Here is an 18,653-nt window from a genome sequence, read left to right as displayed (position 1 = left end):
TCAGGTAGAGGGGGGCGTGGCCTTTCCCCGCCTTACTCTGCATTCTGGAGTAATGCATGACAGCAGTTAGCCAAAAAACAACGACCCCGTCTGCGAATTTTTCGCTGTTCCGCATCGCCTTTGCGGTTTTCCTGACCTATATGACGGTCGGCCTGCCGTTACCCGTCATCCCGCTTTTTGTCCATCACGAACTGGGCTATAGCAATACGATGGTTGGGATCGCCGTGGGCATTCAGTTTTTTGCGACGGTACTGACGCGCGGCTATGCCGGACGGCTGGCGGATCAATATGGCGCTAAACGATCGGCGTTACAGGGGATGTTTGCCTGCGGACTGGCGGGCGCCGCCTGGCTCCTGGCCGCGCTGTTGCCGGTTTCCGCGCCGGTAAAATTCGCGCTGCTTATTGTCGGGCGTTTGATCCTCGGATTTGGCGAAAGCCAGCTGCTGACCGGAACCCTGACCTGGGGACTGGGGCTGGTTGGCCCAACGCGTTCCGGTAAGGTGATGTCGTGGAACGGAATGGCGATTTACGGCGCGCTGGCGGCTGGTGCGCCGTTGGGCTTGCTGATCCATAGCCACTTTGGCTTCGCGGCGCTGGCGGGGACGACGATGGTTTTACCGCTGCTGGCCTGGGCATTCAACGGCACCGTGCGTAAAGTGCCTGCGTATACGGGGGAGCGACCTTCACTGTGGAGCGTGGTCGGGCTTATCTGGAAACCGGGCCTGGGTCTGGCATTGCAGGGCGTGGGCTTTGCCGTCATCGGTACGTTTATTTCACTTTATTTTGTCAGCAATGGCTGGACGATGGCGGGATTCACCCTGACCGCGTTTGGCGGTGCGTTTGTACTGATGCGCATGTTGTTCGGTTGGATGCCGGACCGCTTTGGCGGCGTGAAGGTCGCCGTTGTCTCATTGCTGGTTGAGACGGCAGGGCTGCTGCTCTTGTGGCTGGCGCCGACGGCCTGGATAGCGCTGGTAGGCGCGGCGCTCACCGGGGCTGGGTGTTCACTGATTTTCCCGGCGCTGGGCGTGGAGGTTGTGAAACGCGTACCTGCACAGGTACGCGGTACGGCGCTCGGCGGCTACGCCGCGTTTCAGGATATCTCCTACGGCGTTACCGGCCCGCTGGCGGGCATGCTGGCCACGTCATGCGGCTATCCTTCCGTATTCCTCGCGGGAGCGATCTCCGCAGTGGTTGGCATCCTGGTGACGATATTATCGTTCCGGCGTGGTTAAGAAACCAGCCAGAAAAGCGCCAGTACAATTATTAGCGCGATAAACAACAGGCCTGGTTGCGCAGACAGATTTTTCACGGTTTCAATCATCGGCGCGAACGGACGGTAGATGGGTTGAATAGAGAGCGGTTCCAGCTCATCCGCCTCTCGCTCTACGCGACGCAGGAAAATATGGTTAAGTAAATCCTGTACCTGTGCGGTGGTCAGCACCGTTTGCGGCTGAATTTGATAAGTGTGTTGGGCATACTCTTTGATCGCTGTGAGCTCGTCTGGCTCCAGCGGTTGTTTTAACGCAGCTTGCAGCGTATGTAGCGTAGGCGCGTGTTGTAGTGACAGCGTCTGCCGCGCCTGTAGCCATGTCGCCAGATGGGTAAACTGTTTTGCCGGAATGAGCTCGCCGCTTTTCACGCCGGAGAGTTCCAGCATTGATTGCCAGATAAGTTTGTTTGACTCGCCGGTCGCGGCCGCCAGCTTCGTCACCAACTGATTCAACGTATTATGTTCAGCAGGCAATAATGGCCGATCCGTTGCCGGACGTTGCTGCGGCTGCGGAATGGAAAGCTGCCCCTGTTGCAGGAGCGTCAGCACGTTTTTGAGTTGATCGGGCGTAAGCTGGCTAAGCGCGGTTTGACCGTATTGCTGACGGATAAAATCGCTGACGGCCTGACGATTATTCCCGACGCCAAGCAGCTCTGTTAGCTGTGAAAGTACCTGACGATTGGCGTGATTTTGCTGCGCTACGCCCAGACGCTGGGTAAGATTCTGTTCAGCGGCGGGGAAGTGGCGCGACAGTAGCGGCGCGTCATTTTTTATCCCCAGATCGTGTTTCATTCCGGCCCATACTTCCGCGCTTTGCTGCTGGGTCAGTGAAATCAGGCGCGTGATCAGCCTTTCCAGTACCGTACGCTGTTGCATGGAAAGCGGCTGCTCGCTCGCAGCGGAAAGAGGATTACGCCCTTCGCCTGGAGGCTGTGCAGGGGCGCCGGAGATGGGATGCATAATTAATTATCCTTTAACCATAAATCTGAGCAATATATGCCTGGCGGCCAGATTATGGCACACTTGTCCGGTTAACTCTCGTTCTCAAACAGGTACGACAGTCGTGAAAATTCTCGTTGATGAAAATATGCCTTACGCCCGCGAATTATTTAGCCGCCTGGGTGAGGTAAAGGCAGTGCCGGGTCGCCCGATCCCCGTTGAAGAATTGAACCATGCCGATGCGTTAATGGTGCGTTCGGTCACGAAAGTGAATGAATCGCTGCTGAGCGGCACGCCGATTAACTTCGTTGGTACTGCTACGGCAGGCACCGATCATGTGGATGAGGCATGGCTGAAGCAGGCGGGCATCGGTTTTTCAGCCGCGCCCGGCTGTAATGCTATCGCCGTGGTGGAGTATGTGTTTTCCGCGCTGTTGATGTTGGCCGAACGTGACGGCTTTTCGTTACGCGATCGCACTATAGGGATTGTCGGCGTGGGTAACGTCGGAAGCCGACTACAGACCAGGCTTGAAGCGTTGGGTATCCGCACGTTGCTGTGCGATCCGCCACGCGCCGCACGCGGGGACGAGGGTGATTTTCGTACGCTGGATGAGCTGGTGCAGGAAGCGGATGTCCTGACTTTCCATACGCCGCTCTATAAAGACGGACCGTACAAAACGCTGCATCTGGCCGATGAGACGCTGATCCGTCGACTGAAACCCGGCGCCATTCTCATTAACGCCTGCCGCGGTCCGGTGGTGGATAACGCCGCGTTGCTGGCGCGACTTAATGCCGGGCAGCCGCTGAGCGTGGTGCTTGATGTGTGGGAGGGCGAACCGGATCTTAACGTCGCGCTACTGGAAGCCGTGGATATCGGCACGTCGCATATTGCCGGCTATACGCTGGAAGGCAAAGCGCGCGGCACCACCCAGGTCTTTGAGGCGTATAGCGCGTTTATTGGCCGCGAGCAGCATGTCGCGCTGGAGACATTACTGCCTGCGCCTGAGTTTGGTCGTATTACGCTTCATGGCCCGCTGGATCAACCGACGCTGAAAAGACTGGCGCATTTGGTGTATGATGTGCGCCGCGACGATGCGCCGCTGCGTAAAGTCGCTGGAATTCCGGGTGAATTTGATAAATTGCGTAAAAATTATCTTGAGCGCCGTGAATGGTCGTCTTTATACGTGATGTGTGACGACGAAACGGCAGCCGCCTTGCTGTGTAAGCTAGGTTTTAACGCTGTTCATCACCCGGCACATTAATGTCTTCTTAATGCTCCCTGTCGAATAATGCGACAGGGACGCTTATGTATTTCTGGAGTAAATCACCATGTCTGAAGGCTGGAACATTGCCATTCTGGGCGCAACGGGCGCCGTAGGCGAAGCCCTGCTTGAAACACTGGCTGAACGCCAGTTCCCGGTCGGTGAAATTTATGCGTTGGCGCGTCATGAAAGCGCGGGCGAGCACCTCCGTTTTGGTGGCAAGTCGGTCATTGTCCAGGATGCGGCGGACTTTGACTGGACGCAGGCGCAGTTGGCGTTTTTCGTTGCCGGCGCAGAGGCATCGGCTGCCTGGATAGACGACGCGACTAATGCAGGTTGCCTGGTGATAGATTCCAGCGGTCTGTTCGCGCTGGAGCCTGATGTGCCGCTGGTCGTGCCGGAAGTTAACCCGTATGTACTGGCGGATTACCGTAACCGTAACGTGATTGCGGTCGCCGATAGTCTGACCAGTCAACTGCTGGCGGCGCTCAAGCCGTTAATCGATCAGGGGGGACTGTCGCGCATCGCCGTCACCAGTATGTTATCAGCGTCCGCACAGGGGAAAAAAGCGGTCGATGCGCTGGCCGGACAGAGTGCGAAGCTGCTTAACGGCATACCGATTGATGAAGATGATTTCTTTGGCCGCCAGTTGGCGTTCAATATGCTGCCGCTGCTGCCGGATCGTGAAGGCAGCGTGCGCCAGGAACGTCGTATCGTCGATGAAGTGCGTAAAATTTTGCAGGACGATGGCGTGATGATCTCCGCCAGTGTCGTGCAGTCGCCGGTGTTCTATGGCCATGCGCAGATGGTGAGCTTTGAAGCGCTCCGTCCGCTGGCGGCGGAAGAGGCGCGCGAGGCGTTTTCCCGCGGTGAAGATATCGTACTGTCAGAAGAGACGGATTACCCGACGCAGGTGGGCGACGCTTCCGGCAATCCACAGCTCTCTATTGGCTGTGTGCATAATGATTACGGTATGCCGGAACAAATTCAGTTCTGGTCAGTGGCGGACAACGTGCGTTTCGGCGGCGCGCTGATGGCCGTTAAAATTGCGGAGAAGCTGGTGCAGGAGTATCTGTACTGATGTCCGGACAGCAATCATCGCCGGTCTATAAAATTGCGCTGGGTATTGAGTACGACGGCAGCAAGTATTATGGCTGGCAGCGTCAGAATGAAGTGCGCAGCGTGCAGGAAAAGCTGGAAAAAGCGCTCTCGCAGGTGGCAAATGAACCTATTAACGTGTTCTGCGCCGGGCGCACCGATGCCGGCGTTCACGGCACCGGGCAGGTTGTCCATTTCGAAACGACCGCATTGCGCAAAGATGCGGCATGGACGCTGGGGGTAAATGCGAATTTGCCTGGTGACATTGCCGTGCGCTGGGTGAAAACTGTACCGGATGATTTTCACGCGCGATTTAGCGCTACGGCTCGCCGTTATCGCTATATCATCTACAATCATCGACTGCGTCCTGCGGTGTTAGCAAAAGGCGTGACGCATTACTATGAGCCGCTGGATGCAGAGCGGATGCATCGCGCGGCGCAGTGTCTGCTTGGCGAAAATGATTTTACCTCGTTTCGCGCGGTGCAGTGCCAGTCGCGCACGCCGTGGCGTAATGTGATGCACATCAACGTTACCCGCCACGGTCCTTATGTGGTGGTCGATATCAAAGCGAATGCCTTTGTTCATCATATGGTCAGGAATATTGTCGGCAGCCTGCTGGAAGTAGGCGCTCACAACCAGCCGGAGAGCTGGATCGCAGAGCTGTTAGCGGCCAGGGACAGAACGCTGGCGGCGGCAACGGCGAAGGCGGAAGGGCTATATTTGGTTGCGGTGGATTACCCTGACCGGTTTGACCTTCCAAAACCACCAATGGGCCCGCTATTTCTGGCGGACTAATCCGAATCGCACACCCGAAACGTGTCGGGTAGAAAGGCAAAGACAAATATGGACCTGATCTACTTTATTATTGATTTTATTCTGCACATCGATGTGCATCTGGCGGAGCTGGTCGCGGAGTACGGCGTCTGGGTGTACGCTATTTTGTTTTTGATTCTGTTTTGTGAAACCGGCCTGGTCGTCACGCCGTTCCTGCCGGGCGACTCGCTGCTGTTTGTCGCCGGGGCGCTGGCTTCGCTGGAAACCAACGATCTCAATGTGCATGTCATGGTGGCGTTAATGCTGATCGCCGCAATTGTCGGCGATGCGGTAAATTACACGATTGGTCGACTGTTCGGCGAAAAACTGTTCAGTAATCCGAATTCGAAAATTTTCCGCCGCAGTTATCTGGATAAAACCCACCAGTTTTATGAAAAACACGGCGGTAAAACTATCATTCTCGCTCGCTTCGTGCCGATCGTCAGAACCTTTGCGCCGTTTGTGGCAGGGATGGGGCACATGTCCTATCGGCATTTTGCCGCCTATAACGTCATCGGCGCGCTGCTGTGGGTACTGCTCTTTACCTACGCCGGTTATTTCTTCGGTACGATACCGTTGATTCAGGATAACCTTAAGCTGCTGATTGTGGGGATTATCGTGGTTTCGATATTACCTGGCGTCATTGAGATTGTCCGGCATAAGCGCGCTGCGTCGCGTGCCGCAAAATAGAAAGTAACTCAGCGGTTCGACCACTTTTTTATCCAAAGTTTCGGGCTGTTATGTTTTAATGTGCAACATTCATGGTCTGTTGGGGGCAAAAATGGCATTATGCGCCCCTTATAATAAAGCTGACTAAGGTTCAGGCAGAAAGGTCACCAATGAGCTGGATTGAACGAATTAAAAGCAACATTACTCCCACCCGCAAGGCAAGCATTCCTGAAGGGGTGTGGACCAAGTGTGATAGCTGCGGTCAGGTTTTATACCGCGCTGAGCTGGAACGTAATCTTGAGGTCTGTCCTAAGTGTGACCATCATATGCGCATGTCGGCGCGCAATCGCCTGCATAGCCTGTTAGATGAAGGTTCCCTTGTGGAGTTGGGTAGCGAGCTGGAGCCAAAAGACGTGCTCAAGTTCCGCGACTCCAAAAAATATAAAGACAGACTGGCGTCCGCGCAGAAAGAAACCGGCGAGAAAGACGCGCTGGTGGTCATGAAAGGGACGCTTCACGGTATGCCGGTTGTCGCCGCCGCGTTTGAATTCGCGTTCATGGGCGGCTCAATGGGGTCTGTCGTTGGCGCACGCTTCGTTCGCGCCGTTGAACAGGCGCTGGAAGATAACTGTCCGTTAGTGTGTTTCTCTGCTTCCGGCGGCGCGCGTATGCAAGAAGCGTTGATGTCGCTGATGCAGATGGCGAAAACCTCTGCTGCGCTGGCGAAAATGCAGGAACGTGGTCTGCCCTACATCTCGGTATTGACCGATCCGACAATGGGCGGCGTTTCCGCCAGTTTTGCGATGCTGGGCGATCTCAACATCGCCGAGCCAAAAGCCCTGATTGGCTTCGCCGGCCCGCGCGTTATCGAACAGACCGTTCGCGAAAAACTGCCGCCAGGATTCCAGCGCAGTGAGTTCCTGATCGAAAAAGGCGCTATTGATATGATAGTCCGCCGCCCGGAAATGCGCCTGAAGCTGGCGAGCATTCTGGCGAAGCTGATGAATCTGCCCGCGCCGAACCCGGACGCCCCGCGTGAAGGCGTGGTGGTGCCTCCGGCGCCGGATCAGGAGTCTGAGGCCTGATAACTGAAAAGGGCAGGGCCGCAGGCTCTGCCCTTTTGCTTTTCACCGTAAAGAAGCAGCGGAATCAATGAAAAACAAATCTATACCTCAAGCTGCGTCGCCCCTGGCCTCGTGGCTTTCTTATCTGGAAAACCTGCACAGCAAGAGTATCGATTTAGGCCTTGAGCGCGTAAGCCAGGTGGCAGCGCGTCTGGACATCCTCAAGCCTGCGCCGTTCGTTTTTACCGTTGCGGGAACCAACGGCAAAGGTACGACCTGTCGCACGCTGGAGTCGGTGTTAATCGCGGCGGGATACCGTGTGGGCGTCTATAGTTCGCCTCATCTGGTACGTTACACCGAGCGCGTGCGCGTGCAGGGGAAAGAATTAGCGGAATCCGCGCATACCGCGTCCTTTGCGGAAATAGAAACGGCGCGCGGCGATATTTCATTGACCTATTTTGAATATGGTACGTTGTCGGCATTGTGGCTGTTTAAACAGGCTAACCTTGACGTGGTGATTCTGGAGGTCGGGTTGGGCGGGCGCCTGGACGCCACGAACATTGTGGATGCCGATGTAGCGGTAATTACCAGCATCGCGCTTGACCATACTGACTGGCTGGGGCCGGATCGCGAAAGTATCGGCCGCGAGAAGGCCGGGATTTTTCGTGCGGAAAAACCCGCTATCGTCGGCGAACCGGAAATGCCGGCAACTATCGCGGATGTCGCGCAGGAGACCGGCGCGCTGTTGCTGCGTCGCGGCGTTGACTGGCGTTATGAGGTGACAGCGACCCAGTGGGCGTTTACCGATGGCGACGGCACGCTTGCCGGACTGCCGTTGCCGCAGGTTCCCCAGCCGAATGCCGCCACCGCTCTGGCCGCGCTGCGCGCCAGCGGGTTGAACATTGACGAACAGGCGATTCGCGACGGTATTGCGCAGGCTACCTTGCCGGGACGTTTTCAAATCGTGAGTGAGTCGCCGCGCGTTATCTTTGATGTCGCCCATAATCCCCACGCGGCGGAATACCTGACGGGTCGTCTGAAAATGTTGCCGAAACGCGGGCGCGTGCTTGCGGTGATTGGTATGCTGCATGATAAAGATATCGCCGGCACGTTAGCCTGGTTGAAAAGCGTGGTTGACGACTGGTATTGTGCTCCGTTAGAGGGGCCGCGCGGCGCGACGGCGGAACAACTTCTGGAACATCTGGGGAAAGGGAATGTCTATGATAGCGTCGCGCAGGCATGGCAGGCCGCTATCGACGCGGCGCAGCCAGAAGATACCGTGCTGGTGTGCGGATCGTTCCACACCGTCGCACATGTTATGGAAGTGATAGACGCGGGGAGAATCGGTGGCGAGTAAGTTTCAGAATCGTTTAGTCGGCACGATTGTGTTAGTCGCGCTGGGGGTTATTGTGCTTCCCGGTCTGCTGGACGGACAGAAAAAGCATTATCAGGATGAATTTGCTGCGATTCCACTGGTACCGAAGCCTGGCGACCGCGATGAGCCGGATATGATGCCTGCCGCAACGCAGGCGCTGCCGACACAGCCGCCGGAAGGGGCGGCTGAAGAGGTGCGGGCGGGAGATGCGGCAGCGCCATCGCTGGACCCGTCGCGCATGGCGTCTAACAATGTTGAGCTTGATCCGATACCGGCGGAGACGCCTAAACCGAAGCCGGTTGAAAAGCCGAAACCGCAGCCTAAACCGCAACAGCCGGTTGTCGCCGCTTCCACGCCGACGCCCGCGCCGCAACCAGTCGCCGACGATAAACCTGCGCCGACCGGCAAAGCCTATGTCGTACAGTTGGGCGCGCTGAAAAACGCGGATAAAGTCAACGAGATAGTAGGCAAGCTTCGTTCCGCCGGGTTCCGGGTTTATACTTCCCCCTCAACGCCGGTACAGGGTAAAATAACCCGTATTCTCGTCGGGCCGGATGCGTCGAAAGATAAGATGAAAGGATCGCTTGGCGAGCTCAAGCAGATTTCCGGGTTAAGCGGCGTGGTGATGGGATATAGCCCGAACTAAGGCGCGTTTTGTCTGAGCGCGCAGCGTTAAGGCCTACGGTGTTCACCTGGTAATAGCCGAAGTTCTGTAGGCTGGATAAGGCGTTTACGCCGCCATCCGGCAGAAGGAATGAACCTGGTATCCTGCGCTTATCAGGCCGATGGCAGCTCTTCTGGTCGTGCCCGAAGAGATAAAAAGTGTGATGGCGTTGAATATTTTTTCAGCGCCATTTTTATTTACGCGTGGGAAGGAAATCCCTACGCAAACGTTTTCTTTTTCTGTTAGAATGCGCCCCGAACAGGACGACAGGGCGTAAAATCGTGGGACATCTATGGTCTGGATTGATTACGCCATTATCGCGGTGATTGCTTTTTCCTGTCTGGTTAGCCTGATCCGCGGCTTTGTTCGTGAAGCGTTATCGCTGGTGACGTGGGGTTGTGCTTTCTTTGTCGCCAGTCACTACTACACTTACCTGTCTGTCTGGTTTACGGGCTTTGAAGACGAACTGGTTCGTAATGGGATTGCTATCGCGGTACTGTTTATCGCGACGCTTATCGTCGGCGCTATCGTGAATTTTGTGATAGGTCAGCTAGTAGAAAAGACCGGCCTGTCGGGAACTGACCGGGTGTTGGGGATCTGTTTCGGCGCACTGCGAGGCGCGCTGATTGTCGCCGCCATTCTGTTCTTCCTTGATACCTTTACCGGCTTGTCGAAAAGCGAAGACTGGAGCAAATCGCAGCTCATCCCGCAGTTCAGCTTCATCATCAGATGGTTCTTTGACTATCTGCAAAGCTCGTCGAGTTTCTTGCCCAGGACGTAACAGGTTCTGAGATGTGGCTTAACGAGGAAAATGACGTATGTGCGGTATTGTCGGTATCGCCGGTGTTATGCCGGTCAACCAGTCGATTTATGACGCGTTAACAGTGCTCCAGCATCGTGGTCAGGATGCTGCCGGTATCATCACCATTGATGCGAATAACTGCTTCCGCTTGCGTAAGGCAAACGGGCTGGTGAACGATATTTTTGAAGCTCGCCACATGCAGCGTTTGCAGGGCAACATGGGAATCGGCCATGTGCGCTACCCTACCGCAGGCAGCTCCAGCGCTTCCGAAGCGCAACCTTTTTACGTTAACTCGCCGTATGGCATCACGTTGGCCCATAATGGCAACCTGACTAACGCGCACGAGCTACGTAAAAAGCTGTTTGAAGAAAAGCGCCGTCATATCAACACCACCTCCGATTCCGAAATCCTGCTCAATATTTTCGCCAGCGAGCTCGACAACTTCCGTCACTATCCGCTGGAAGCCGACAATATTTTTGCCGCTATTGCCGCGACTAACCGTCAAATCCGCGGCGCCTATGCCTGCGTGGCGATGATTATCGGCCACGGCATGGTGGCTTTTCGCGATCCGCACGGCATTCGCCCGTTAGTGCTGGGCAAGCGTGACGTTGGCGATGGTCGTACGGAGTATATGGTCGCTTCTGAAAGCGTGGCGCTGGATACGCTGGGCTTTGAGTTTCTGCGCGATGTCGCGCCGGGCGAAGCTATCTATATTACCGAAAAGGGGCAACTGTTCACGCGCCAGTGCGCGGATAATCCGGTCAGTAATCCTTGTCTGTTCGAGTACGTTTACTTTGCTCGCCCGGACTCCTTTATCGACAAAATCTCCGTCTACAGCGCTCGTGTGAATATGGGCACCAAACTTGGCGAAAAAATCGCTCGTGAATGGGAAGATCTGGACATCGACGTCGTGATCCCTATCCCGGAAACCTCCTGCGATATCGCACTGGAAATTGCCCGTATTCTCGGCAAGCCGTACCGCCAGGGATTTGTCAAAAATCGTTACGTGGGACGTACCTTTATCATGCCGGGCCAACAGCTACGCCGTAAATCTGTGCGCCGTAAGCTCAATGCTAATCGCGCGGAATTCCGCGATAAGAACGTCCTGCTGGTGGATGATTCCATCGTGCGTGGCACTACATCAGAGCAGATCATCGAGATGGCCCGGGAAGCCGGCGCGAAGAAGGTTTATCTGGCGTCCGCCGCGCCGGAAATTCGTTTCCCCAACGTCTATGGCATTGATATGCCGACCGCCAATGAGCTGATCGCGCATGGTCGCGAGGTGGATGAGATTCGTCAGATCATCGGCGCAGACGGGCTTATCTTCCAGGATCTGAACGATCTGATCGAAGCCGTACGCGCGGAAAATCCGGATATCCAGCAGTTTGAGTGTTCGGTATTTAACGGGGTATATGTCACCAAAGACGTAGACCAGCAATACCTCGACTTCCTGGATTCATTACGTAATGACGACGCCAAAGCGGTGCTGTTCCAGAACGAAATGGAAAACCTGGAAATGCATAACGAAGGCTAATGGCTTTGCCAGCGGCGCAATGCCGCTGGCCGATGTCAATTACGCACCACGCCGAAGCGAATAGCGTATTTTTGTACTTTGTACTGTAACGTGGTGCGGGATACGTTAAGGCTGCGGGCCGCGGCGGCAATATTCCCCTGATGCGTATCCAGCGCGGTTTCTATTAAATGCCTTTCGTAGTTGGCAACCCGTACCTCCAGCGACCCTTCATACTGCGGATCGGGTGACGAGGGAAGGGGATTTTCCGGCGCGGTTTCCGGTACGCCTAAATTTAACTCGTCCTGTTCAAAAATGATGTGTTTGAGCAGCCCATCTTTTTCCTGCATGATCATGCTGCGTACAATCGCGTTTTCCAGCATCCTGACATTACCCGGCCAGGCGTGATTGAGCAGATCGGCACGCGCCGTCTCGCTTAATCCGTGAATGTCCTGCGGCACGTCATTACGGTATTTATCAATAAAATAATTCGCCAGTAAGGGGATATCTTCCGGGCGGGCGCGCAGCGGCGGTAGCGTCAACATTCCGACGCTCAACCGATAAAAAAGATCTGCCCGCAGGCGTTCTTGTTGAATTAATTTGACGGGCGCTTCGTTCATGGCGGCAACGATCCTGACATCAGAGTGAAGTTGCTGTTGTCCGCCGAGCCGCCAGAAGGTTTTATCCTGCAAGAATCGCAGCAGCTTACTTTGCATCTCTATCGGCATGGCGTTCAGCTCATCAAGAAAGAGCGTTCCCCCGTTTGCCAGTTCCAGATAGCCCTGGCTATTTTCCGCGCCGGTATAGGCGCCGCGCACGGTGCCGAAAAGCGTACTTTCGATAAGCGTAGGCGGTAGAGCGCCGCAGTTCAGGGCGATGAAGGGTTTATTCGCCCGCTTGCTGCATTGATGGATCAGGCGGGAAAATAGCTCCTTACCCGTACCCGTCTCCCCGACAATCGTCACCGGAATATTACTGGCGGCCAGCCGTTTGGCTTTGGCGATATTACTGAGCATTTCCGGGTTTTCGGTAATAATGGCATGGTGCTTCTCATGGTGATCGGCATACAGCAGTTGGTTCAGTTCTACCACCTGCTCCTGGAGCCGCCTGACGCCGGACATATTCCTGCCGATTTCGATAACGCCGACCATGCCGCCATCGCTTGCATAGAGCGGCGCGGTGGTGTGCTGATAGTCAACGGCCTGGCCTCGCGCATTGTAATAAATTTGATAATGGCCAATGTATTCCACGCCTTTTTTTAACGATGAAAGCATCGTACTTTGCGTCTCTTTCATGCCCGGATAGACATCGAGCATATGTTTTCCCATTGCCCGTTCAATGCTGTAGCCGTCCAGATCCGCGCTTTCCTGATTGTAGTAAACGTATTCACCACGCTCATTAATGACGGCCAACGGCTGATGAATCAAATCGAAAAAGCGGGAAAACATCCTGAGCGCCGAGGCCAGTTCCTGATTGGTGGATGCCATACACGCATTCCTCATATCTATTGTTCATGTTGCCATTATAAAAGTGACGAATTTTCGTCGTTGTGATGAATAACAAACTCAATGACGAAAATGAGGAAAAACTTATTTTTATAAGTAATTGATTATTTTTATAAAAAATAGTGGCATGCCTTTTGCTTTATCCCTGTAAAGAATGCGGATTTTTACCATAAACATTAAGCAGAGGGCGTTATGACTGACTCGATTATGCAGAATTACAACCAGCTACGTGAGCAGGTAATCAACGGCGATCGCCGTTTCCAGCACAAAGACGGTCATTTGTGTTTTGAAGGGGTCGATCTGGACGCACTGGCGCGCCAGTACCCCACGCCGTTCTATGTGTTTTCTGAGCCGGAGATTATTCGTAACATTAATGAAATCCAGCAGGCATTTGCGGCGCATAAAAATACCAAAACCTTCTTTGCGTCAAAAACCTGCTCGGTCATGGGGGTGTTGAAAGCCATTCGTGACGCCGGAATTTGCGCGGAGGCAAACTCACAATATGAGGTTCGCAAGTGCCTGGAGATAGGCTTTCGCGGCGATCAGATCGTCTTCAACGGCGTGGTGAAAAAGCCTGCCGATCTGGAATATGCCATCGCCAACGATCTGTATCTTATTAATGTTGATAGCCTGTATGAGCTGGAACATATTGATGCCATCTCTCGCAAGCTGAAGAAAGTCGCCAATGTTTGCGTCCGCGTAGAGCCGAATGTTCCCTCGGCGACGCATGCGGAACTGGTTACCGCTTTCCATGCGAAGTCGGGTCTCGACCTGGAACAGGCGGAAGAAACCTGCCGCCGCATTCTGGCGATGCCTTATGTGCATTTGCGCGGCTTGCATATGCATGTGGGCGATCAGGTGCCGGAGTCAGAGCCTTTCGCAAAAGCGACTAAAGTGCTGGTGGATGAATCCCGTCGCCTGGAAGAGGTGCTCGGTATTAAATTTGATTTGATCAACGTAGGCGGCGGAATTCCGGTTCCCTATAAATATGACGACGAGAATGGCGACCCGTTAAAAGATAATATGTATGCCGGTATTACCGCCCAGGATTTTGCCGATGCGGTCATTCGCGAAGTGCATAAATGGCGTACCGATGTGGAAATATGTATTGAACCTGGACGTAAAGTGACCGGGTCGGCGGCGGTGTTACTGACGGAAGTCTCCTGCGAAAAACGTAAAACAAATTACGATCTTAACGGCAATGTGGAATGCCACGTTGAATGGAAATTTGTCGACGCTGGTTACAGCGTACTCTCTGACAGCCAGCATTTTGACTGGTTCTTTTATGTCTATAACGCCTCTCGCATGACGGCAGCGCACGACGCCTGGATAAAATTAGCCGGGCCGCTGTGTGATGGCGGGGATTATTTCCACATGGGAGTGAAAGGCGAAGAGTTTTTACTGCCGAAGGAGACTCATGTTGGCGATATTGTCGCATTTCTTGATGCCGGGGCATACACCATTGAAAGTCAAACCGTTTATAACAACCGTCCGCGCACGGGCGTGGTGATGATCGATAAAAATGGTGAGACGCGTCTGATTCGTCGGGAAGACAGTTACGAAGACATGGTCAAGTACGACATTTATTAATACTGTTTTGGGCTTCAGTTTCATGCTGAAGCCCGTCGTCAGATGATAAGAAGAGGGCAGTGATGCCTGAATGCATAACAGGAGATGGCCATGAGTAACACGAATTCTGGCTTACTTGGCATCAAAGACATTGTCTTTATGAATGTCATCGCTATTCTGAGTTTGCGGCAAATCCCTAACGTGGCGCCTTACGGGGCATCGGCCATGTTGTTATGGGTGATCGCCGCATTCTGCTTGTTTTTTCCTTTAGCGATGGTATGCGGCGAGCTGTCAACCGGCTGGCCGAAAGATGGCGGGATATTTGTCTGGATTAAAGAGGCATTTGGTAAACGTATTGCATGGATTGTCGTGGTTTGTTTTCTCTTTTCCTGCGTACTGTTTTTCCCATTAATGCTGCAATTCGGCTTTACCGCGTTGGGCTATATGATTGGCGGCGGCCTGGCGGAAAATAAAGCATTTATCGGTATTGGTTCCGCGATAATTTTCTGGCTATTAACGCTGATGAATATCCGCGGGATGGAATGGACAAAAATTATTAATAGCATCAGCGCCTGGTGCGGCGTATTTATTCCCTCCGCCATCCTCATTTTACTGGCGGTGGTATGGCTATGTACCGGACACCAGATGCAGACGGACTACACTACAGCGAAAAACTGGATTCCGGATCTCGGACACTGGGATACGATCGTTTTCTTATCCAGCATGATGTTTGCGTTTGCCGGACTGGAGGTCGCCCCGATGATTGCCGGGCGTACCCGTAATCCACAGCGTGATTTTCCGCGAGCGATGGCCGTCTCCGCCGCCGTTATCGTTGGGATCTATATGGTCGGCACCTGGGCGCTAAACACGCTTTTACCCGCCGGGAAAACCGACATTGTGGCAGGCGTCATGCAGGCTATGCATGCTGCTGCGGACACGCTGCATATGCCGTGGTTAATTCCTGTTATGGCCATCTGTATGTTTTTTGGCGCTCTCGGGCAGATTAACTCCTGGCTGGTGGGGCCGATTTATATGCTCCAGGAAGCCTCGCGTGAAGATAATCTGCTGGGGGACCGAATCGGCAAATTACATCCGGTGTGGAAAACGCCCGCCTTTGCCTTGACTGTACAGGCGATTATTGTCACGGTCCTGTGTTTTTCGACTTTTATTTCGCCAAGCGTTGCGGCGGCTTACTGGATGTTAACGGCGCTAACGACCATCACCTATTTTATTCCTTACCTGGTGATGTTCCCGGCGTTCTGGCGTTTACGTAAGACTCAGCCGGATACGCCAAGAAGTTTTAAAATTCCGGGCAAGGTTTTACCGGCTATTTTACCCGCGCTGGGCTTTCTTTCTATCGCCTTTGCCGTTGCGCTGTTATTTATTCCGCCTTCTCAAATTGATATGGGCGGATATTTCCAGTACGCCGGGAAAATTATTGGCGGAGCCGTGCTGGCGGTTGTCGTCGCGGAGTACATTTACCATCGGGCGCAGAAACGTAATGCCCGTTTAAGCATGGCGGGAGGAAAATAAAATGTATATGCCAGTTCTGGAAATAAATCTACGCAAGCTGGAAGAAAACGCCCGCACGGAAAAAGCTCTGCTGGCAAGTAGCGGTATTGACGTGATGGCTGTCAATAAAGTTTTTGACGGCTGCGTGGAAACCGCGCAGGCGGTGTTCAACGGCGGAATTACCGTTATTGCTGAATCACGAACCTATAATTTGAAAAAAATACGCGAGACAGGATGTACGACCTGCCTGTTACGCAGCCCGTGTCTGAGTGAAATCGAAGATGTGGTGCGCTACGCGGATATTAGTTTAAATAGCGAGCCGGTGGTATTACGGGCATTATCGCAAGAAGCCCAACGCCAGGGGAAAACGCATCAGGTATTACTGATGGTGGATATGGGCGATTTACGCGAGGGTATCTGGTTTGGTGAATATCAACGCATTCTTGAGACCGTGACTCTGATTACTGGTCTGCCCGGTCTGGAATTATATGGACTGGGCACCAACTTTAATTGTTACGGCACCGTGTTGCCAACGGTAAAAAATGGCGAGGATTTTCTGGCGCTGGCCGCCCGGCTGGAAGCCGACAGCGGTATTCCTGTCCGGCGGCTTTCTGCGGGAAACTGCACCAGCTATCACCTGCTGGATAAAGGTATCTGGCCGCAGGGGCTGAATCATCTGCGCATCGGCGGACTGCATGAATTCGGCATTGAATATGTGGACATGAAATACCTGAATGAATTTCACCACTCCGCAAAACCTGTCGATAAAGCCTGTTCCGATATGTATATCCTGGAAGCGGAAATCATCGAACTGAACAGTAAACCGACCGTCCCGGTCGGGGAGCTGGGCGTCGATGCCTTTTTGCAAAGTAAAACCTTTGTCGATCGTGGCATACGCCGACGCGCATTGCTGGCGTTTGGTCGCCAGGATGTGCCGTCGGATAACTGTGTGCCATGCGACGACGCTATCACTATCTTAGGGCAAACCAGCGATCATACGCTGGTGGATATTGAAGATTGTCGTCAGTCGCTAAAAGTAGGCGATGTGGTTCGCTTTGAGCTGGATTATACGGGCCTGTTAATGGCCTGCCAGACCAAAGGCGTCGCCTGGAGGTTTACGCGTTAACGCATAACCGCCGCGGCTATGTCGCGGCGGCATCTTTGACCTCACACAAGACAGGGAGTAACGATGGATACCCTGCAACAACCACCGCCAGCAGAGCCTGAAGGCGGTCTGCGGCGTAACCTGAAGAAGCGGCACCTGCTGATGATGTCGCTGGGCGGCACGATTGGCACCGGCTTATTTATCGGCATTGCCGAACCGTTAAGCAGCGTCGGGCCGGCGGGAACCTTACTGGCCTATCTGTTTGCCGGAACCATTATGCTGGCGACGATGATGTGTCTTGGCGAATTATCATGCGCCTTTCCTCACTCCGGTTCATTTCAACATTACGCGCTGATGTTTATGCCGTCACCTTGCTGGAGCTATACCATTGGCTGGCTTTACTGGTTTAGCTGGGTCTTTTCCCTGGCGGCCGACCTCACTGCCGCAGGGTTTATTGCTCACCAGTTTTTCCCCGCGGTTCCGGTATATATGTTCTGCCTGGCGATTCTGCTCATCCTGACGGCCATCAATCTTACCTCCGCAAAAAGTTTTGGCGAATGCGAATACTGGCTTTCGGCCATTAAGGTCTTCGCGATCGTGCTGTTTATCTGCGCGGGCGGGGTCATGATCTACTCGCTAATGGGCCATAGTGACTGGCACCCGACGTTAAAAACAGACGGAATGTGGTTTCCCCACGGTTGGGAGCAAATTGTGGTCTGTATGACGATCGTGATTTACTCCTTCCAGGGGGTGGAACTGGTAGGAAATGCGGCAGGGGAGACCGAATCGCCGCACATTATTTTACCGAAAGTGATCCTGGGGATCGGTCTCAGAATCATTTTGTTTTACGGCCTGGCGATTGCGGTGCTGGCGCTGGTCTATCCGCATGAACTGACGCCAAATGGACAAAGTCCCTTTGTATGGGTATTCTCCCACGCGGGCATTCCGGGGGCGGATACGCTGATGACGCTGGTGATCTTTTCCGCCGCGGTTTCTGCCGCTAACTCGGCCATTTACGCCAGTTCGCGTATGCTGTGGTCTATGGCGGGCGATCGCTTTGCGCCAGCCTGCTTTGGTAAAACGAACGGCGGCGGCGTGCCGGTGTATGCTATTTTAATCACGGCCTTGTTGGCGTTGGTGTCGTTGCTGACCCGCTATATTCCCGCACAGCAATTTTATTTATATCTGATCGCCAGTACCGGGCAGGTGGGTTGCCTGGCATGGATAACCATCGGATGGTGCCAGTATCGTTTCCGACAATCGGTGCGTAATGGAACGTACGCCAGCGATTTGCTACGCTATCGATCGCCGCTTTTCCCCTGGACGGCCCGATTTGTCATTATCACCAATTTTGCCATTATGGTCGGCACCTGGTTTAGTGAGCAAGGGGTAGTGATAATGTTGGTTGAGCTGGCTTTTATGATAGGGATTCTTTTGTCATGGTATCTCTTCAGACCCACTTTGAGCCGATTACGTAACACAGTGGGATGAACG

General features: G+C 53.9%; 16 protein-coding genes. 14 read left to right on the top strand and 2 right to left on the bottom strand.

Going from position 1 to position 18,653, the window contains the following annotated elements:
- Positions 1-56 precede the first annotated feature (56 nt).
- Positions 57-1,235: an MFS transporter gene (locus NBA72_RS18135; protein ID WP_000127731.1), complete on the top strand. Its 1,179-nt coding sequence runs from the start codon at positions 57-59 to the stop codon at positions 1,233-1,235.
- Here the strand turns inward: NBA72_RS18135 and flk are convergent.
- The gene (gene flk / locus NBA72_RS18130; RefSeq protein WP_042948977.1) at positions 1,232-2,233 is read right to left on the bottom strand and encodes a flagella biosynthesis regulator Flk; all 1,002 of its coding nucleotides are present in this window, start codon (positions 2,231-2,233) and stop codon (positions 1,232-1,234) included. The genes NBA72_RS18135 and flk overlap by 4 nt on opposite strands.
- 103 nt (positions 2,234-2,336) lie before the next feature.
- Between flk and pdxB the strand changes: the two genes are divergently transcribed.
- The 9 genes from pdxB to purF all read left to right on the top strand — a co-directional run bounded on the left by pdxB (position 2,337) and on the right by purF (position 11,492).
- Positions 2,337-3,473: a 4-phosphoerythronate dehydrogenase PdxB gene (gene pdxB, locus NBA72_RS18125; RefSeq protein WP_000699176.1), complete on the top strand. Its 1,137-nt coding sequence runs from the start codon at positions 2,337-2,339 to the stop codon at positions 3,471-3,473.
- A gap of 67 nt (positions 3,474-3,540) precedes the next feature.
- Complete coding sequence (locus NBA72_RS18120; protein WP_001289141.1) at positions 3,541-4,554, top strand: aspartate-semialdehyde dehydrogenase; 1,014 nt, start codon at positions 3,541-3,543, stop codon at positions 4,552-4,554.
- Entirely contained in the window at positions 4,554-5,366 is an 813-nt protein-coding gene (gene truA, locus NBA72_RS18115) for a tRNA pseudouridine(38-40) synthase TruA (protein ID WP_000016631.1), read from the top strand. The genes NBA72_RS18120 and truA overlap by 1 nt, the downstream gene beginning before the upstream one ends.
- 48 nt (positions 5,367-5,414) lie before the next feature.
- Complete coding sequence (locus NBA72_RS18110; protein WP_000364318.1) at positions 5,415-6,074, top strand: DedA family protein; 660 nt, start codon at positions 5,415-5,417, stop codon at positions 6,072-6,074.
- Positions 6,075-6,223: 149 nt separating this feature from the next.
- On the top strand, positions 6,224-7,138 hold the full coding sequence (gene accD / locus NBA72_RS18105) for an acetyl-CoA carboxylase, carboxyltransferase subunit beta (RefSeq protein WP_000118383.1): 915 nt from the start codon (positions 6,224-6,226) through the stop codon (positions 7,136-7,138).
- Between the two features lie 67 nt (positions 7,139-7,205).
- Complete coding sequence (gene folC / locus NBA72_RS18100) at positions 7,206-8,474, top strand: bifunctional tetrahydrofolate synthase/dihydrofolate synthase (RefSeq protein ID WP_000792286.1); 1,269 nt, start codon at positions 7,206-7,208, stop codon at positions 8,472-8,474.
- On the top strand, positions 8,464-9,138 hold the full coding sequence (dedD, locus tag NBA72_RS18095) for a cell division protein DedD (protein ID WP_000157031.1): 675 nt from the start codon (positions 8,464-8,466) through the stop codon (positions 9,136-9,138). Before folC ends, dedD begins: the two co-directional genes overlap by 11 nt.
- Positions 9,139-9,448: 310 nt before the next feature.
- A complete protein-coding gene (gene cvpA / locus NBA72_RS18090; protein ID WP_000262102.1) occupies positions 9,449-9,937 on the top strand; it encodes a colicin V production protein in 489 nt (162 codons plus the stop codon).
- A gap of 37 nt (positions 9,938-9,974) precedes the next feature.
- The gene (gene purF / locus NBA72_RS18085; RefSeq protein ID WP_000334205.1) at positions 9,975-11,492 is read left to right on the top strand and encodes an amidophosphoribosyltransferase; all 1,518 of its coding nucleotides are present in this window, start codon (positions 9,975-9,977) and stop codon (positions 11,490-11,492) included.
- 35 nt (positions 11,493-11,527) lie between these two features.
- On the opposite strand, the gene NBA72_RS18080 is transcribed toward purF, so the two are convergent.
- Entirely contained in the window at positions 11,528-12,955 is a 1,428-nt protein-coding gene (locus NBA72_RS18080; RefSeq protein WP_000168925.1) for a sigma-54 interaction domain-containing protein, read from the bottom strand.
- Between the two features lie 210 nt (positions 12,956-13,165).
- On the opposite strand from NBA72_RS18080, the gene NBA72_RS18075 reads away from it, so the two are divergent.
- The 4 genes from NBA72_RS18075 to NBA72_RS18060 all read left to right on the top strand — a co-directional run bounded on the left by NBA72_RS18075 (position 13,166) and on the right by NBA72_RS18060 (position 18,650).
- Positions 13,166-14,563 carry a diaminopimelate decarboxylase family protein gene (locus tag NBA72_RS18075; RefSeq protein WP_042948976.1) on the top strand — a complete coding sequence of 466 codons (1,398 nt, stop codon included), beginning with the start codon at positions 13,166-13,168 and terminating at the stop codon, positions 14,561-14,563.
- Between the two features lie 90 nt (positions 14,564-14,653).
- Positions 14,654-16,075: an APC family permease gene (locus tag NBA72_RS18070; protein WP_023203556.1), complete on the top strand. Its 1,422-nt coding sequence runs from the start codon at positions 14,654-14,656 to the stop codon at positions 16,073-16,075.
- Position 16,076: 1 nt separating this feature from the next.
- Complete coding sequence (locus NBA72_RS18065) at positions 16,077-17,180, top strand: alanine/ornithine racemase family PLP-dependent enzyme (RefSeq protein ID WP_000281907.1); 1,104 nt, start codon at positions 16,077-16,079, stop codon at positions 17,178-17,180.
- A 63-nt stretch (positions 17,181-17,243) separates the two neighbouring features.
- The gene (locus tag NBA72_RS18060; protein WP_000380348.1) at positions 17,244-18,650 is read left to right on the top strand and encodes an amino acid permease; all 1,407 of its coding nucleotides are present in this window, start codon (positions 17,244-17,246) and stop codon (positions 18,648-18,650) included.
- The last annotated feature ends 3 nt before the right edge of the window (positions 18,651-18,653 follow it).

Origin of the sequence: Salmonella sp. NW1250, assembly GCF_051812965.1 — a bacterium.
Classification (GTDB): domain Bacteria; phylum Pseudomonadota; class Gammaproteobacteria; order Enterobacterales; family Enterobacteriaceae; genus Salmonella; species Salmonella enterica.
This window is presented reverse-complemented; position numbering and strand designations above follow the sequence as displayed.

What these genes read in the sequence shown, in the direction of transcription:
- NBA72_RS18060 (WP_000380348.1), top strand. Translation starts at nt 17,244, where the DNA reads ATGGATACCCTGCAACAACCACCGCCAGCAGAGCCTGAAGGCGGTCTG.
- purF (WP_000334205.1), top strand. Translation starts at nt 9,975, where the DNA reads ATGTGCGGTATTGTCGGTATCGCCGGTGTTATGCCGGTCAACCAGTCG.
- NBA72_RS18065 (WP_000281907.1), top strand. Translation starts at nt 16,077, where the DNA reads ATGTATATGCCAGTTCTGGAAATAAATCTACGCAAGCTGGAAGAAAAC.
- folC (WP_000792286.1), top strand. Translation starts at nt 7,206, where the DNA reads ATGAAAAACAAATCTATACCTCAAGCTGCGTCGCCCCTGGCCTCGTGG.
- NBA72_RS18120 (WP_001289141.1), top strand. Translation starts at nt 3,541, where the DNA reads ATGTCTGAAGGCTGGAACATTGCCATTCTGGGCGCAACGGGCGCCGTA.
- accD (WP_000118383.1), top strand. Translation starts at nt 6,224, where the DNA reads ATGAGCTGGATTGAACGAATTAAAAGCAACATTACTCCCACCCGCAAG.
- NBA72_RS18110 (WP_000364318.1), top strand. Translation starts at nt 5,415, where the DNA reads ATGGACCTGATCTACTTTATTATTGATTTTATTCTGCACATCGATGTG.
- cvpA (WP_000262102.1), top strand. Translation starts at nt 9,449, where the DNA reads ATGGTCTGGATTGATTACGCCATTATCGCGGTGATTGCTTTTTCCTGT.
- flk (WP_042948977.1), bottom strand. Translation starts at nt 2,233, where the DNA reads ATGCATCCCATCTCCGGCGCCCCTGCACAGCCTCCAGGCGAAGGGCGT.
- NBA72_RS18075 (WP_042948976.1), top strand. Translation starts at nt 13,166, where the DNA reads ATGACTGACTCGATTATGCAGAATTACAACCAGCTACGTGAGCAGGTA.
- truA (WP_000016631.1), top strand. Translation starts at nt 4,554, where the DNA reads ATGTCCGGACAGCAATCATCGCCGGTCTATAAAATTGCGCTGGGTATT.
- NBA72_RS18070 (WP_023203556.1), top strand. Translation starts at nt 14,654, where the DNA reads ATGAGTAACACGAATTCTGGCTTACTTGGCATCAAAGACATTGTCTTT.
- NBA72_RS18135 (WP_000127731.1), top strand. Translation starts at nt 57, where the DNA reads ATGACAGCAGTTAGCCAAAAAACAACGACCCCGTCTGCGAATTTTTCG.
- NBA72_RS18080 (WP_000168925.1), bottom strand. Translation starts at nt 12,955, where the DNA reads ATGGCATCCACCAATCAGGAACTGGCCTCGGCGCTCAGGATGTTTTCC.